Genomic DNA, 15,591 nt, shown 5'->3' on the forward strand with positions numbered 1-15,591 from the left:
CTCGGGATGATAAGCCCCGCCGACTTCGAGAACCGCATCGGTCTAACCACCAGCAGAAAAGAAATAGCCGCCTAACCACTAGGTAGCTCCACTACGTGTCCACAATTTGCGGGCAACCCCAAACAACAACGAACAAAAAGAAGGTAGGGAAAGATAGAGCCCCAAGCTCCGCGGTTTGATCGCCCAGGCATGGCTGCATGTCAGTGCTTTACTCGGTTCCTTTTCGAGGGCTACCGAGCTGCAAAGCATGCCCTAAACCGAGTATCCGAGTGCATTGCGCGTTCGCGCTGTCCTTGGCAGGAGATGGGGTATTCGATTCGGGCTGATGAGCACGTGGCCGTGAACCAAGAAAATGCTTATGGGGCTTTAAAGAACGAGGAGGTCGAACTTCGTGGCCTTCACGTCCGAAAGGCGCTTGCGGGCGCGCTCGAGGCGCTGCCATTCCTCCTGGGGGATGGACTTTCGGGCGATGGTGACGGTTTCGGCGTCAGGGGTGCCCCAAGCAATGGGCATAGGGGTGATTTGCTGCCAGTGGTTGTTGTCCGCGCGGCCGGAAACAGCGGCGACGGGAACCTTGGTGCCTACGGTTCGCTGGGTGCCGGGAATGGCAGTCACGGTGCGCAGGCAAGCGGCCCAGCGGGGAGGCAGGGAAGGATCCACGTTGGTGTTGACCAGGGCGAGCAAGACCATATCGCGCTCATTCACCTCAGCGATGACGGCCGGGGCGAGGGGGTAGGAGTCATAGAGCTGCTGGGCGGTGCCAACCTTACGGGCGGCGGCGAAGCCGACGATGGCCACCATGATTCCGAAAAGGATCATGCCGAGGCCAACGGTAATGCCCCAGGAAAATCCCCACCAGATGGCCGCGCCGCCGATGATGAGCAGGATGCCCAGCACGAGGCCGGAGATGCGAAGGCGGTTGGAATCGCGCAAGAGCTCGTTATTGGCCTTGGCAAAGGACTCGTCTACGTCGAACTTGAAGATTTTCATTGTTCTAAGTCTAGTGCGTCGATAAGCCGGTAGGCATATCCCTGCTCGGCGAGGAACCGTTGGCGGTGCACGGCGTAGTCCGCGTCGAGGCTATCGCGGGTGACCAGCGAATAGAAAAGAGCTTCCTCTTCCTTGGGGCGCAGCAGCCGACCGAGGCGTTGGGCCTCTTCTTGGCGGGAGCCAAAGGTACCGGAGACCTGGATAGCTAGGGCCGCCTCGGGAAGGTCGATGGAGAAATTGGCCACCTTGGACACCACGAGAACAGGAAGTGTGCCGTCGCGGAATTGTTGGAAGAGGCGCTCGCGCTTGGCGGTGGAGGTGGAGCCGTCGATAACGGGGGCGTCGAGATGCGCGCCGAGCTCTTTGAGCTGGTCGACATAACCGCCGATGATGAGCGCCTGCTGTGGGTGCCGGGCCAGGATCTTGTCCACCGCACGGAGTTTGGCGGCGGCTTGGGCGGCGATGCGGTAGCGGTCGCGAGGTTGGACGGTGGCGTACAGCATGCGTTCCTCGGCGTCCATATCCACGCGGACCTCGATGCATTCGGCGGTGGCGATATAGCCGGCCATCTCGAGCTCTTTCCACGGGGCGTCGTAGCGCTTGGGGCCGATGAGGGAGAAGACGTCGCCCTCGCGGCCGTCCTCGCGCACGAGGGTAGCGGTAAGCCCTAGCCGACGTCGCGATTGAAGGTCCGACGTCATCCGGAATACCGGGGCGGGAAGGAGGTGCACCTCGTCGTAGATAATGAGGCCCCAGTCGCGGGAATCGAAGAGCTCGAGGGCGCGGTATTCGCCCTTAGTTTTGCGCGTGACCACCTGGTAGGTGGCGATGGTGATGGGTTTGATTTCCTTCTTTTCGCCGGAGTATTCGCCGATTTCGTTTTCGGTCAGGGTGGTGCGGCGCAGGAGCTCGTCGCGCCATTGGCGGCCGGCGACGGTATTGGTAACCAGGATGAGTGTGGTGGATTCCGCCTTGGCCATCGCAGCCGCGCCGACGATCGTTTTGCCAGCGCCGCACGGCAGCACGACGACGCCGGAGCCGCCGGACCAGAAGGCTTCGGTGGCGTACTGCTGGTAGTCACGCAGCTGCCAGCCGTCGTGATTGAGGGCGATGGGATGGGATTCACCATCGACGTAGCCGGCGAGATCCTCGGCCGGCCAGCCTGCCTTGAGAAGGGTCTGCTTGAGGCGGCCGCGCTCGGAGGGCGGGACGGCGATGGAGTTCTCGTCGATGCGCGCGCCGAGGAGTTTTCCGGTAGCGCCGCGGGTAAGTTCTTCCAGGATGGGCGGCTCATCGGACTCGAGGATGAGGCCGTGGGCCGGGTGGGCGTGGAGGCGGACGCGGCCGTAGCGGGACATGGTTTCGGCGACGTCGACAAGCAGGGCTTGGGGGACTGGAAAGCGGGAGTAGTTTTCCAGGACGTCGACGACCTGCTCGGCGTCGTGCCCGGCCGCGCGGGCATTCCACAACGCGAGCGGGGTGATGCGGTAGGTGTGCACGTGCTCGGGGGCTCGCTCGAGCTCCGCAAAGGGAGCGAGCGCGGCGCGGGCCTCGGCGGCCTGGGCATGATCCACCTCGAGCAGGACGGTCTTATCCGACTGCACAATCAATGGTCCATTCATGGCTCCAGCGTAACGGAGGTGATCCGGTGCAAGGGAAACCGGATGGTAGAGCCATCGGCCGCGCGAGCGTCGATCTGCCCGCCCGCCACGGTCAGCGGGGTGACGGTGCGTTTCTTTTCGTTGCCGTTCTTATCCGCATAGCCGATGGTGATTGGCCGGGCAGTGCGCGCGGCGGCGTGGACTACATCGAGGCTGGGCGTGGAAGGCGCGGCGTCGTCGCGCAGGGTGCGCATGGCCTTCGCGATGTCCGGGGAAGCGGTGGCTCGGCGGGCGGTGGGCGTCGGCAGGGTGGCCGGTTCGGGCGCGACTGTAAGGCTGGCGCCGCTTTCGTCCTCTGCGGCAGGGGAAAGTCCGTGATCGCGCAGGCGCTCTAGCAAGTCGTGCACCGGCAATTGGGACACCGCGACGGTGGGCGCGAGCAGGCGCAGGGGCGCCGCCTTGAGCGCAATCTGGAGGAGAGCCGGGTCCTCGCTGCGCAGGTAGGACAGTGCCGGGCCGGAGCGCAGGGTGCCATGGCGCTTGGCGACGTCCCCGATGTGGAACTCCAGCGTCTGCGGCACCTCCCCGTGGGCGGCGAAGAATGCCTGGATTTCCTCCCCAGTCATGCCGCGATCCAGGCCGCGGCGCAGGGAAGCGTCCGAGATGCGGTAGACGCTGGCCAGGCCGGGGGACTCGAGGTCGGCGACTGCTTCGAGCCGCTGGTGGGTCTCCGGATCGAGCGGGCCGGGAACCAGTACCGTCATATCCGCTTGGATGAGGAAGTAATCGACCGTGTCGGGGGTGAGGCGGGCGGCGGCGTCGGGGGCGTCGATAAGCACGCTGGTGGGGCGCTCAAGGGCGATGGCGCCGATCCACTCGGCTTCCGCGCGGAGTTCGGCGATGGTCTCGTCCGAGGTGTGCCTGGCAAAGAGCGGAAAGTGGAAGCGTAGGGATTCTTCGAAGGTGGGCTTCGCGCCGCGCAGGTAGACCTGCAGGACCTTTTGCCTAAATTCCGGCAGCCGGTCATTAGTGTGCGCTAGCGTGCGGCCTTCCTTGGTCCATGGGGAGGCAGTCCAGGCCTCGAGCAGAAGCTGCCATTTTTCCGCGAGGCCCGCATCGAGCCAGTCCTGAGAAAGCTCCGTTGGCGCGAGGAAGTTGCCCTCGAAGTTTTTCGGTTCGCCGCGGCTGAGCAGACGGGCGCTCATGCCGAGCTCAATGAGGCGACGCAGCTCTCCTTCATCGATGGTGAGGGTTTTGCTCAGGTTGGTGAGCTGGCGAACGCCGACGGTCTTGTCCTTGAGCAGTTCTATCGGCCGCGCGCCTAGGGCGTCAATGACGCGCTGCATGCCGCGCACGGCGGAAAGGCCGGCCGCGGTACCGGCATCATCGGCCTTGGGATCTGGGGCGGGGGATTCGGTGATTCCCTCTACTGGGATTGGGGCGGTGGGCTTGCCGTTGAGCGCAAGGTGCACGGCGCGCGGCAGGCGGACGGTGGTGGCGTCCACGCGCTGGAGCAGCTGCTTGGCGATGAGCCGCGGAATCGGCCGGGCTGGGTCCGCATCGATGGCTGCATCCCGCGTGGTGCCCAGGCCATTGGAGCGCGATAGGGTCTCGAGAACTTTCCGTTCTTCGGCCGGCAGCTCGGCGATGTCCTCCGGGCTGACCTGGACTTGGTCGAGGAGGGACCAGCCCGTGGGAAGGGCAGGCATGACCTCGGGCGGGATGAGGATGTTGCCATAGGCCAGGCCGCGTTCCTTGAGCTGACGGGTGATATCTGGATTAAGGTCTTCTACCTCTTCGAGTTCCCCTCCGCGGCGCGCGAGATCTTCGATTTCCGCAAGCTGCCGTGCAGTGCAGTTCATGAGCGCTCGCGCGATAGACGTGCGCAGTAGCAGGCGGGTAGCCAGCGCGGCGATGCTCGGGGGTAGTGGATTGAGTACATCCGGCCGGTTGCGGAGGATGGTGGCGAGCTCTTCTTCCTCAAGGGAGGCGAGCCACGTGCGGAAATGCGGGAGGTGGGAAGACTGAGTCATGATGTCACCCCAGTTTAGTTATCGTTTGAGTTACGTTTTTGCGCAAGGTTTGAAATAATAAGGGCTATGTCGAATGAGAAGAAGGGTCACGTTTCCCCGGCTTGGCCGAAGAACGAAAATCGCGAGCACGCAATCACGGAAATCTCTGCGCCTTTTGCTGGTGCGTCCAGCCCCTACGGCGATGATCTGATCTTGCCGATGTCGGCAGAGAAGCTGAACTACGTTCACCCTTATACTCGCATCAATCGCTAGAGTATGTCCCCGCCTTGGTGCGGGGATTTTTCTTTCATACAAAAAGGGCCCATTGCTATTGCAATGGGCCCTTTATCGCTATGTCTTAGCGAGTGATGTTCTCAATCATCTGCGCAATCGGGTCGATGACGTTGCGGTTGGCAGAGTAGAAGTTGTTGAAGTCGTGGCGGTTAGCCTTGTACAGCTCGGTGAACTGTGCGGGCAGTGCCAGGCCGTAGGAGGCAGCGGCGTTCTTGATGGTGTTGTACAGAGCATCAACAGCCAGCTCGTCGGACTTCTGAGCGGCAGCCTGCTTGACCGGAGCCGGTGCCTGGGCCGGAGCCTTAGGGGCAGCGGACGGAGCGGTGCGCTGGGTTGGAGCGGAGTTCAGGCCGAGGGAAGCGGAGCAAGCCGGCCATGCGCCCCAGCCCTGGGAAGCAAGCACGCGCTCAGCGACGACAATCTGCTGCTCGCGGGTAGCCTGGTCAGCGGTAGCAGCGAACTGGCCGCCACCATTGGCCTGCCAGGTCTGCGGGTTGAACTGCAGGCCGCCGTGGTAGCCGTTGCCGGTGTTGATGTGCCAGTTGCCGCCGGCCTCGCACTGTGCCAGACGGTCCCAGTCGGAATCTGGGGCAGCGGATGCGGTCGGTGCCATGATGGCAGCGGCGGCGCCGAATGCGACGGTGCCGGCGGTGAACTTAGCGGCCATACGGTTCTTAGCGGAGTGGCGTCCCATGTAGTTAGTCCTCTCTGTGTGCCCGCATTAAGTGCAAAGAATATGTACCAAAAAGAAAGGGCGGGCGAGGGCAACTTTCTTAACGGCTCTTAAGTGTCTGGGGGACAGCGTAGCGGTTTATAACGAAAGTGTCACGTTATGGGCACTAAATGGGAAAGAAATGGGGCGAATGTGGTGAGTGCGAGAACGTTTCTGCAGGTGAGTGGCGAAGTGTGATCTGTGCCATATAGCGAGGGCGTGTCGCGCTAGTGCGCGTAACTTCTGTTGTTTTGACCAGGCGGCTAAAATAAAGATTTTCCCCTAGAGAAGAGGTGGGTACCTATGCCTATTGGCAAAGTGAAGTGGTATGACGCCGAGAAAGGTTTCGGTTTCGTCAGCAACCCGGGCGATGAAGACGTCTATGTTGGCCGCAACGTGCTGCCCAAGGGAGTAGAGGAACTGTTCCCCGGCCAGCGCATCGACTTCGATTTCGCGGCCGGGCGCCGCGGTCCGCAGGCGCTGCGGGTCAAGGTATTGGATAAGCCGCGTCGCCGCACGCCGGCCCGCAAGCCGGAAGAGCTCGGCAGCATGGTCTCTGACGTGATGACCTTGCTGGAGTCGCAGATTCAGCCGGTGCTCAATTCCGGCCGCTACCCAGAGCGCAAGACTGGGCGCCAGGTAGCAGAAATCCTCCGCGCAATCGCGAAGGATTTGGATAGCTAATTAGAAGCCTTCGTGGATTCCTCCGCGGAGGCTTCTCGTTCTTTATCGGTCATCGTGGTCAGCGACCACACGGTGGCCAAGGGGGTTTCGTCGCCGTTGTCATCGGTGCCGATCATCATGGAGGAAATCTCCACCACCTTGAGGCGGGGGCGCTTGCCGGTAGAGGCCTTGATGGGTTCTACCGAGCCGGGGATCGATACCTCGGTGGTCTCGTTTGCGCCGTGCGCGGTTTCATCGTTGGCGGCGGGGTCATCGTAGATGGAAAGAATCTTCCACTCGTGGTCGGAGATTTCTTCGGGAATATCGAGCTTGAGGGTGTCATCATCGCCCACGGTGAGGTTCGGAACCTCGCCTTCCGGGCACTCGCTGCCGGGCTCGCATGCAATGTACGGGGCGACGTCGATGGACTTATCGCCCACGGAGGCGGTGACCTTGATGTCGCGGGGATCGGGACCCGGGCGCTGGTTCCACCAGTTTTGGAAGATCACTACGGCGGCGACGATGACCGCCACGACCACGATGAGGGCCAAGATCTGCAGCAGCGACTTTTTCCTTGCTTCCTTACGGGTTGCCATGGGCCTTTACCTTACTCGAACGTGGAAGAGTTCTTCCCACCGCTTGCCGGTAAGCCAGAACTCATCGTCTGTGATGTGTGCGATGCCGTTGAGGACATCATCGGGGTCGGTATAGCGGGACTTATCAATCGCGTCGGTTGCGATGACGGCGGTTACTCGGCCGGTGGAGGGATCGATGCGGTAGATGTTGTCATCCATCCACACATTGGCGTAGACGGCATCGCCCACGCACTCGAGTTCATTGATGTCTTCGAGGGGCTTTCCCTCCAGGGTGACGTCGGTAGTGGAGCGCTCCGCGAAGGTCTCTGGGTCCATGTGCCGCAGGGTCGCGGAGCCATCGGACATGAGGAGATCCTCGCCGGTATTGCACAGGCCCCAGCCCTCGCCCGAGTAGGTGGCCGTATCTACCTGGCGCAGGTCGTGGTCGTATTTCAGGGCTTGGCCGGACTTCCAAGTCAGCTGCCAGATGGAATCGCCGGCTTGGGTGATGCCCTCGCCAAAGTAGCGCTTATCCAAGCGCGTTTCGGCCAAGGTTTCGCCGGATTCGGGGGAGAAGCGCTCTATGCGGGATTCACCCCACTGGCCGGTGCCCAGGAGCAGGTTGCCGTCCGGATCGGTTTCGAGGCCCTGCGTAAAGGAATTGGGCGGCAGGGAAGCGGTGCCGAGAACCTCGACGGAGAGGTGTTCTACTTCGGGTTCTGCTGGGGTAGAGGAACAAGCGACGAGCGTGCAGGGGAGAAGAATGCAGGCGGCGCGGGAAAGAAACGACATGCACCATATGTACCACCGGGTGCGCTCCATAATGAATAATGAGGGGCGTGAGTAAGCGAAAAGCAAATCCGTTGATCGATTCCCGCGCCGTGCGCATTGCGCGCGAGGCGTTGGATGAGGTGGGGGAAGGGGGCGTCGGCAAGCATATCGGCGTCGCCGGGATGGGCCGAAACGTTGCTACCCACCGATTTGAAGCAGAAATGCCTGGCTACCCTGGCTGGGAATGGCAGGCGGTGCTCGCCTGCGCGGAGGGATCGCGCTACGTCACCGTCAATGAGGTGGCGCTGGTGCCGGGAGGGGAGGCCCTGCAGCCGCCGGAATGGGTGCCCTATGAGGATCGCGTGCGCCCCGGTGACCTCGGCCCCGGAGACCTGATGCCACCGGCCGTGGATGATTCCCGCCTGGATGGGGAAACTTTGTCTAAATCCGGCCTAGAAGACGCCAAGAAGCGCTGGCGCACCGAATTCGGGCCCAATACGGATATGGCGGCCAAGGCGCGCCTGCAATGCCGCACCTGTGCGTTTTATGTGCAGCTGTTGGACAACTATGGCGTCTGCGCCAATGAGTACTCGGCGGACGGCCGGGTGGTGCACTCGCGCTATGGCTGCGGTGCGCATTCGCAGACGCGCGTGCGGGAAGAAAAGAACCCGGAAGTGGCCTTCGATGATGAAAAGCCCATCTTCCAGGATTTTGAAATCGAGGATTAAGGCAGCACACTTATGGCGTAAGACTCGCTGTACGTGAAAGGCGCAGGCGTTGAAAGCCACTCTCGATCGCTATTTCCATATCTCTGAACGTGGTTCCTCCATCGGAACCGAGCTACGCGCGGGAACGGTCTCGTTCTTCGCCATGGCCTATATCATCCTCTTGAACCCGCTCATCCTCGGTACTACCGAGGACGCGGAAGGCTACGCGCTGGGCGTGCCACAGGTCGCCGCCGCCACCGCGTTGGTGGCCGGCGTCATGTCCATCCTCTTCGGCGCCATTGCCAAGTATCCCTTCGCCATGGCCGCAGGCCTGGGCATGAATACCTTCGTGGGCGTGAGCATGGTTGCCACCAGCGGGCTGACCTGGCAAGAATCCATGGGCCTGGTGGTCATCGAGGGCATTATCATCGTCCTGCTGGCCATCTCCGGTTTCCGCACCGCCGTCTTTGACGCCATCCCGCAGTCCATGAAGGCGGCGATGGGCGTGGGCATCGGCATGTTCATCGCCATGATCGGCCTCGTGGATGGCGGCTTTGTCACCCGCGTGCCGGACGCCGCGCACACCACCGTCCCGGTGAGCCTGGGCATTAATGGTTCGATTTCTACCTGGCCGGCGCTGGTCTTTGTCATCGGCCTCATTATCTGTTCCTTCATGGTTATCCGGAACGTGCCGGGTGGGCTTTTTATCGCCATCGTGCTCACCACCATCATCGCGTTTATTATCCAGGCGTTTACCGGCTCCGAGGACTGGGGCATGGCCGCGCCCGTGAAGCCGGAGGCGCTCGGCGGCATTCCGGATCTGTCCATCGTGGGCGATGTGAACCTGGTGGGCGCCTTTACCAAGATCGGCGTGGTCTCTACGGTGCTGCTGATTTTCACTCTATTGCTGACCAACTTCTTTGATGCGATGGGCACCATGACCGGCCTGGGCAAGCAGGGCAAGCTTGTCGACGCCGACGGCAACCTCCCCGATATGAAAAAGGCCCTCGTCGTCGAGGGCTTTGGCGCCGTGGCCGGCGGCCTGGGCTCTGCTTCTTCCAATACCGTCTTTGCGGATTCCTCCGCCGGCATTGCCGATGGCGCCCGCACGGGCCTGGCCAACCTCATGACCGGCGTGCTGTTCCTCGCCGCGATGTTCTTAACTCCGCTCTATGAGATCGTGCCCATCGAGGCCGCCTCTCCGGTTCTGGTCATCGTGGGCGTGATGATGGCCGCGCAGCTGACCGAGATCCGCTGGACCAAGATGGAGATCGCCATCCCTGCGTTCCTGACCATCGTGACCATGCCGTTTACCTATTCCATTGCCAACGGCATCGGCGTGGGCTTCATCTCCTTCGCGCTCATGTCTACCTTCGCCGGCAAGGCCAAGGACGTGCACTGGATCATGTGGCTCTTGGCTGGCCTCTTCGTGATTTTCTTTGGCATGGATCCGATTTCCAATGCCATCGGCTAGCCTAAGGGCATGCTGATTACTGACCCCGCAGACCCTCGCCTGGACGATATTCGGAACCTCAACAAATCCGATAAGTCCGGCGAGGGTCTCGTCATTGCAGAGGGCCCGCTGGTGGTCTCCCGGCTGGCCGAATCCCGGTTCCCCATGCGCTGCCTCGTGGGCTTTCCCAAGAAGGTGGAGGCCTATATTTCCGAGTACGGCGAACCCGAGTGCCCCATCTTCGAGGTCTCTCGCGAGACCCTGGCGGAGGTGGCCGGCTTCGATATGCACCGCGGGCTGGTCGCCGCCGCGGACCGCGCCCCAGAGCCGGAGGTGAGCGAGATTCTAGAGACCGCAAAGACCATCGCCGTGCTCGAGGGCGTGGGCGATCATGAAAATATTGGCGCCATCTTCCGCCATGCCGCGGGCATGGGCGTGGATGCGGTGCTGCTGGGCTCCGGTGCGGCGGATCCGCTCTATCGTCGCTCGGTGCGCGTGTCCATGGGGCACGTGCTGCGCTTGCCCTTTGCCCATTTGGAAGGCGGGTTTACTACCTGGCAGCGTTCCTTGCAGGCGCTTGCCGACGCCTCCTTTACCCTCATTTCCTTAACCCCCAACCCCCACGCAGTGCACCTGGCCGAGGCCATGCACGGCCTGGATAAGGTGGCGATGCTCGTCGGCGCGGAGGGCCCCGGCCTTACCGAACATGCAATGAAGGCCACCGATATACGCGCACGCATACCGATGGCCCCTGGTACCGATTCTCTGAATGTGGGGACCGCCGCCGCCATTTCCTTTTATGAGCGCCAGCGCTCCTTGAGCGACTTAAACGTCTGAGCGCCCCAATTGCCAAGGAGCGAGCCCAAGTGCTTGGCGGTGGAGATGATTTCCTCGCCGGTGGATTCCGGCTCGGCGCTGTGGTCCTCGTAGTCGTCATAGTCGTTCAGGCCCAGCTTATTGGCCGACTGCGCGGCTAGTTCCCCCACGGTGCGCTTGGGCTTTGGCGGGTCGATCTTGGGCTCTGGGCGGCCGTCGACCGCGTAGCCCACAACGTCTAGGTCTGGGCCATCGTGCCCGACCTCGATGTCGAGCCAGTATTCCTGTGCCGCTTCCATGATGCCCTGCGGTTCGAAAGGCAGGGAGATTCCGCCCAGCGGCTCATACTTTTCGCCCGCCCAGTAGGGCGCCTCAAAGGGTTCGGGCAGGCCGGTGTCCTCGTAGAGGTGCTCGCGGGTAGCGCACAGGCAGCGCTTGAGATCGCCGCCCTCCCACAGGGCGAAGCCGGCGTAGCCTTCCTTCTCATTGCTCGCCAGCGCAATGACGCGCTGGGCTGGCACCGCATTAAGGAGCGTGTCCGGCAGCTGGGAAAGGAGAACAGAATCCCCCTCGCAGACCGTTTGCACCACGGTGATGCCGGGGTAGCCGCCGATGTAGTACTCGTTCGGATCCGTTTGTGCGGAGCGGTTGAGCGGGAATTGCCCAATCGGCGTGACCGGGAAGGTCGGGTCCAGCTGGGCGAGGAATTTCCGTCCAAAGCCGCGATCCGCCTTGGGCTCGGTCTTCAACACCTCTTCCGCGTTGGGCTGGGAGATGTACCAGAGAGTAAGTACTGCGTGAGAGATGTCCACGATTAGTCCCTAGGGCGCTTGGTATTGGAGCGAACACCGAGCAGCACGTCCTCCCAATGCGGGGTGACGGCCTTGCGGCGGCGCTTGGTGGGCTTTTCTTCTGGCGAGGGGTTCTGCAGGAACTCCTCTTCCTCCGGCTCTTCCGGAGGGGTGGTCGGCGCGGTGAGGTCTGTGACGTTGCTGGGCTGGTCGCCATCGATAGCTTCGTCATAGCGGCCGCTGCCCAGCGAGGTCAGCGAGCGCACCGGCTGCACGAAATCCGGGTCCGTTAGGTCCGCGGCCACCGAGTTGCGCGCCTCTACCGTGGCAGGCGAGGACATGGACTGCTTGAAGTACCACTCGGCCTCGTTCTCGGACAGGCCGGCCTTCCACGTCACGCGCACGATCCAGGCCTCGCCCTGGTGGCGGTAGGCGTCCCAGGTGGACTCGGAGAGCGAGTGCCCACGGGCGGCAAAGGCGGTGGCCAGAACCTCCCACAAGGTGAGCTTGGCCGGCCCGTCCTCGCGGACCGGGTGGGCCTGCTTGGCAATCTCCGCGATGCGGTTGCGCTCCAGCATGACCGGGTAAGCGAAGGGCTCGATGCGAGATTCGGTCACGCCCATTTCTTCCGCCAGCTCCGCCGCAGAGGCGCCGGCGCGAATGCGGTTTTGGATCTCCGCCGGGCGGATCTTCGTCTCTTCCACCGGTTCCGGTTTGGAGGGCTTGGCCAGGCTGATGGCCGGAGCCGCCGGTTCCTCTTCCGGGGTTTCCTCCTGCTCGCCCTGCAGGGCCTCGCGCAGCTCATCGGTGATGGAGAGGAAAAACTCTTCGCCGTCTTCGGTGCGCAGCACCAAAGAGGTTTCGGTCGACTCGCTGTCAACTGGGAACAGCTCGCGCATAATAGGGCGCTCCTTTTGCCTATCGACGGCGGACATATCTGTGATGCATTCAACTATAACGTGAAGATGCCCCGCGGCCTGCGAGGCGGCGGGGCATGTTGGGTGAGATGCGTTATTTCGCATCCAAGACGTAGTCGATGCATTGGGTCAGCTTGGCGATATCGGCCGGATCGATGGCCGGGAACATGCCGATGCGCAGTTGGTTGCGACCCAGCTTGCGGTACGGCTCCACGTCCAGGATGCCGTTGGCGCGCAGGGTAGCGGCGAGCGCTGCGGCATCGACGGACTCTGCGAAGTCGATGGTGCCCACCACGAGCGAGCGGGACGCAGGCTCCGCGACGAAGGGAGTGGCCTCCGGGCGGGATTCGGCCCATCTATACAGCGTGGTGGAGGATTCCGTAGTGCGCTCAACCATGCCGTCCAGGCCGCCGTTGGCATTCATCCACTGGAGCTGGTTATCCAACATGAGCAGGGTAGCGATTGCCGGGGTGTTATAGGTCTGGTTCTTGCGGGAGTTATCTACTGCCGTCTGCAGGTTGAGGAAGGTGGGGATATGGCGCTCGGAGGCGTTAATTTTCTCAATCCGCTCCAGTGCGGCGGGGGACATGGCGGCGAGCCACAGGCCGCCGTCGGAAGCAAAGCACTTTTGCGGCGAGAAGTAGTAGACGTCCGTATCGGAGATGTGCACAGGCAGCCCACCCGCGCCGGAGGTGGCGTCCACGACCACCAGCTGCTGATCATTGCGAGGGTGCGGGCGGATGACTTCTGCCATCGCGCCCGTGGAGGTTTCATTGTGTGCCCAAGCGACGACGTCCGCCTCCGCAGAAAGCTCGTGCGGGTCGGGTGCGGTGCCCACTGGAGACTCCACGATGGACGGGGCATTCAGCCAGGGTGCACCCGCGGCGGCCTTGGCAAATTTAGTGGAAAACTCGCCAAAGGTGAGGTGGGCGGAGTGGCGCTCAATGAGCCCAAAGGTGGCCGCATCCCAAAAGGCGGTGGCACCGCCCAGAGAAAGGACAATCTCGTACCCCTCCGGTAGGGAGAAGAGATCGCTTAGACCTTCTCGCACCGAACCGACGAGGTTCTTTACCGCCGGCTGGCGGTGGGAGGTGCCCATGACCGCGGGGTCAATGGCCGCAAGCTGGTCGGGGCGAACCTTGGAGGGGCCGCAGCCAAAGCGGCCGTCGGCAGGCAGGAGGTCGGCAGGCAGCGTAAGTTCGGGTGTGCTCATGCACGTCAGTGTAGAACAGTTCCGGTCGAACGGCAGTTATTTTAGTCGGGCAAATCCTGTTGGCGGCGTCACAAAGTTTGCTAAAGTGTGAAGAGGTATCAAGCTAGCTTCCTTAAGTTAGTGCTTAATAGTGACTCTTCACATAGAGAAAGGAACTTCCGTGGCTTCTGAAGACAACAAGGTAGTACTCCAGTACCCAGGCGGCGAGTACGAGATGGACATCAAGCAGTCCACCGAGGGCGACTCCGGCTTTGACATTTCCAAGCTCCGTAACGAGACCGGGCTCGTTACCTTCGACCCTGGCTATACCTCCACCGGTTCCACCGAATCCAAGATCACCTTCATTAATGGTGAAGAGGGCATCCTGCGCCACCGCGGTTACGATATCGCGGACCTGGCGGAAAACGCTTCCTTCAACGAGGTTTCCTACCTGCTGATCAAGGGTCATCTGCCTAACGAGGAAGAGCTCAGCCACTTTAACCGCGAAATCCGCCACCACACCCTGTTGGATGAGGACTTCAAGGCCGCGTTCAATATCTTCCCGCGCAACGCGCACCCAATGGCCGTGCTGGCTTCCTCCCTTAACATTCTTTCCGCGTACTACCAGGACCAGCTCAACCCGCTGGACCCGGAGCAGCTGGATAAGGCCACCGTCCGCCTGCTGGCTAAGGTTCCAATGCTGGCTGCGTATGCTTACCGCGCGTCTCAGGGCAAGCCTTATATGTACCCGGACAATAGCCTGAACGCCCGCGAGAACTTCCTGCGCATGATGTTCGGTTACCCCACCGAGGAGTACGAGGTGGACCCGGTTGTAGCTAAGGCGCTGGATAAGCTGCTCATTCTGCACGCTGACCACGAGCAGAACTGCTCCACCTCCACCGTGCGCATGATTGGTTCCGCTCAGGCCAATATGTTCGTCTCCATCGCCGGCGGCATTAACGCCCTGTCCGGTCCGCTGCACGGCGGCGCAAACCAGGCAGTTCTGGAGATGCTGGAAGATATCCAGAACAACCACGATGGTGACGCTACCGACTTCATGAACCGCGTGAAGAATAAGGAAAAGGGCGTTCGCCTCATGGGCTTTGGCCACCGCGTGTACAAGAACTACGACCCACGCGCGGCAATCGTCAAGGAGACTGCCCATGAGATCATCGATCACTTGGGCGGCGACCCAATGCTGGATCTGGCCATGAAGCTGGAAGACATTGCGCTCAATGACGATTACTTCGTCTCCCGCAAGCTCTACCCGAACGTGGACTTCTACACTGGCCTGATCTACCGCGCTATGGGCTTCCCGACGGACTTCTTTACCGTCCTCTTCGCCATCGGCCGCCTGCCGGGCTGGATTGCTCAGTACCGCGAGCAGCTGGAGATCAACACCAAGATCAACCGTCCGCGCCAGATTTACACCGGCGAGTCCCTGCGTAAGGTTACCCCGCGCAACGAGCGCTAAAGCGCCCCGCGGGTCTGTCGAATTAAGCCGAATCGGGTGGTAGCACCTATAATAGGTGCAGCTCGGTTCGGTTTTTAATGCGACCGCACGAACAAACTAGATTTCCCAAGGAGAATAATCCCCATGGATAAGCCTGTTATTGAAGCCCAGTCTGGCCCAGCGCCGACCGACCTTGTCGTAGAAGACATCGTCGTCGGCGACGGTGCTGAGGCGCAGCCTGGTGCCGTAGTGGAGGTCCACTACGTCGGCGCTGAATACGAGACCAACCAAGAATTCGATTCCTCGTGGGACCGTGGCCAGTCCATCGAGTTCCCGCTGACCGGTCTCATCGCCGGCTGGCAGGAGGGCATTCCGGGAATGAAGGTGGGCGGTCGCCGCAAGCTCATCATCCCGCCGGAAAAGGCCTACGGCCCCGCCGGTGGCGCGCACCCACTGTCCGGCCGCACCTTGGTCTTTATCATTGACCTCATCCGCGCCGACTAAAAGCGCTCAACCCCAGGGTTTGAACTGGCCCCCAAAAGTTGGACTGGTTTAATTCTAGGCGGTGAGGGGTTCAAGGGCCTGATTCCGATATTGCATCGGGGTCAGGCCCTTGAGTCGTTGTTGGATGCGTTCGGTGTTGT

The 15,591-nt window shown here is 61.8% G+C and carries 17 protein-coding genes; 7 read left to right on the forward strand and 10 right to left on the reverse strand.

The genetic code is table 11. From position 1 onward, the window contains the following. Positions 1–366 precede the first annotated feature (366 nt). The 3 genes from MHY13_RS11475 to MHY13_RS12225 are packed head-to-tail and all read right to left on the reverse strand — an operon-like array spanning position 367 to position 4,624. A complete protein-coding gene (locus tag MHY13_RS11475; protein WP_239283176.1) occupies positions 367–990 on the reverse strand; it encodes a DUF3239 domain-containing protein in 624 nt (207 codons plus the stop codon). Then, entirely contained in the window at positions 987–2,612 is a 1,626-nt protein-coding gene (locus MHY13_RS11480; protein ID WP_239283177.1) for a DNA repair helicase XPB, read from the reverse strand. Before MHY13_RS11480 ends, MHY13_RS11475 begins: the two co-directional genes overlap by 4 nt. Beyond that, positions 2,609–4,624, reverse strand: coding sequence for a helicase-associated domain-containing protein (locus tag MHY13_RS12225; protein ID WP_301332349.1), 2,016 nt, complete (start codon positions 4,622–4,624; stop codon positions 2,609–2,611). The genes MHY13_RS11480 and MHY13_RS12225 overlap by 4 nt, the downstream gene beginning before the upstream one ends. A gap of 66 nt (positions 4,625–4,690) precedes the next feature. Here MHY13_RS12225 and MHY13_RS11490 point away from each other — a divergent pair, with 66 nt between their 5' ends. Next, positions 4,691–4,876 carry a hypothetical protein gene (locus tag MHY13_RS11490; protein ID WP_049360600.1) on the forward strand — a complete coding sequence of 62 codons (186 nt, stop codon included), beginning with the start codon at positions 4,691–4,693 and terminating at the stop codon, positions 4,874–4,876. Between the two features lie 85 nt (positions 4,877–4,961). Here the strand turns inward: MHY13_RS11490 and MHY13_RS11495 are convergent, their stop codons facing one another. Then, a complete protein-coding gene (locus MHY13_RS11495) occupies positions 4,962–5,591 on the reverse strand; it encodes a resuscitation-promoting factor Rpf1 domain-containing protein (protein WP_204609855.1) in 630 nt (209 codons plus the stop codon). 321 nt (positions 5,592–5,912) lie between these two features. Here MHY13_RS11495 and MHY13_RS11500 point away from each other — a divergent pair, with 321 nt between their 5' ends. Continuing rightward, on the forward strand, positions 5,913–6,293 hold the full coding sequence (locus tag MHY13_RS11500; RefSeq protein ID WP_005323875.1) for a cold-shock protein: 381 nt from the start codon (positions 5,913–5,915) through the stop codon (positions 6,291–6,293). Here the strand turns inward: MHY13_RS11500 and MHY13_RS11505 are convergent. Together MHY13_RS11505 and MHY13_RS11510 are read right to left on the reverse strand one after the other, a co-directional pair. Next, on the reverse strand, positions 6,290–6,868 hold the full coding sequence (locus MHY13_RS11505; RefSeq protein WP_239283178.1) for a DUF2771 domain-containing protein: 579 nt from the start codon (positions 6,866–6,868) through the stop codon (positions 6,290–6,292). The genes MHY13_RS11500 and MHY13_RS11505 overlap by 4 nt on opposite strands. A gap of 6 nt (positions 6,869–6,874) precedes the next feature. Beyond that, a complete protein-coding gene (locus tag MHY13_RS11510) occupies positions 6,875–7,639 on the reverse strand; it encodes a glutaminyl-peptide cyclotransferase (RefSeq protein WP_239283179.1) in 765 nt (254 codons plus the stop codon). A gap of 38 nt (positions 7,640–7,677) precedes the next feature. On the opposite strand from MHY13_RS11510, the gene MHY13_RS11515 reads away from it, so the two are divergent. From MHY13_RS11515 to MHY13_RS11525, 3 genes are read left to right on the forward strand one after another with little or no spacing between them, the layout of a single operon-like run. Next, complete coding sequence (locus MHY13_RS11515; RefSeq protein ID WP_204609848.1) at positions 7,678–8,346, forward strand: DUF3027 domain-containing protein; 669 nt, start codon at positions 7,678–7,680, stop codon at positions 8,344–8,346. Positions 8,347–8,395: 49 nt separating this feature from the next. Further along, positions 8,396–9,799 (forward strand): NCS2 family permease, encoded by a 1,404-nt coding sequence (locus MHY13_RS11520; RefSeq protein WP_239283180.1) that lies wholly within the window; start codon positions 8,396–8,398, stop codon positions 9,797–9,799. A 9-nt stretch (positions 9,800–9,808) separates the two neighbouring features. Further along, positions 9,809–10,615, forward strand: a complete 807-nt coding sequence (locus MHY13_RS11525) for an RNA methyltransferase (RefSeq protein WP_239283181.1) — start codon at positions 9,809–9,811, stop codon at positions 10,613–10,615. On the opposite strand, the gene MHY13_RS11530 is transcribed toward MHY13_RS11525, so the two are convergent. The 3 genes from MHY13_RS11530 to serC form a co-directional block, all read right to left on the reverse strand. Beyond that, positions 10,576–11,406 carry a hypothetical protein gene (locus MHY13_RS11530; RefSeq protein WP_239283182.1) on the reverse strand — a complete coding sequence of 277 codons (831 nt, stop codon included), beginning with the start codon at positions 11,404–11,406 and terminating at the stop codon, positions 10,576–10,578. The two genes, MHY13_RS11525 and MHY13_RS11530, sit on opposite strands and share 40 nt — an antisense overlap. A gap of 2 nt (positions 11,407–11,408) precedes the next feature. Next, a complete protein-coding gene (sepH, locus tag MHY13_RS11535; RefSeq protein ID WP_239283183.1) occupies positions 11,409–12,284 on the reverse strand; it encodes a septation protein SepH in 876 nt (291 codons plus the stop codon). Between the two features lie 112 nt (positions 12,285–12,396). Beyond that, positions 12,397–13,515, reverse strand: coding sequence for a phosphoserine transaminase (gene serC / locus MHY13_RS11540; RefSeq protein WP_239283184.1), 1,119 nt, complete (start codon positions 13,513–13,515; stop codon positions 12,397–12,399). A 160-nt stretch (positions 13,516–13,675) separates the two neighbouring features. Here serC and MHY13_RS11545 point away from each other — a divergent pair, with 160 nt between their 5' ends. Beyond that, complete coding sequence (locus MHY13_RS11545) at positions 13,676–14,968, forward strand: citrate synthase (RefSeq protein WP_239283185.1); 1,293 nt, start codon at positions 13,676–13,678, stop codon at positions 14,966–14,968. Positions 14,969–15,091: 123 nt separating this feature from the next. Beyond that, on the forward strand, positions 15,092–15,451 hold the full coding sequence (locus MHY13_RS11550; RefSeq protein ID WP_005323855.1) for an FKBP-type peptidyl-prolyl cis-trans isomerase: 360 nt from the start codon (positions 15,092–15,094) through the stop codon (positions 15,449–15,451). Positions 15,452–15,505: 54 nt separating this feature from the next. Here MHY13_RS11550 and MHY13_RS11555 read toward each other — a convergent pair. Next, on the reverse strand, positions 15,506–15,591 hold an 86-nt coding region (locus MHY13_RS11555), incomplete at its 5' end, for an IS3 family transposase (RefSeq protein WP_239283187.1).

Origin of the sequence: Corynebacterium sp. ACRPE, assembly GCF_022347435.1 — a bacterium.
Taxonomy (GTDB): Bacteria; Actinomycetota; Actinomycetes; order Mycobacteriales; family Mycobacteriaceae; genus Corynebacterium; species Corynebacterium tuberculostearicum_D.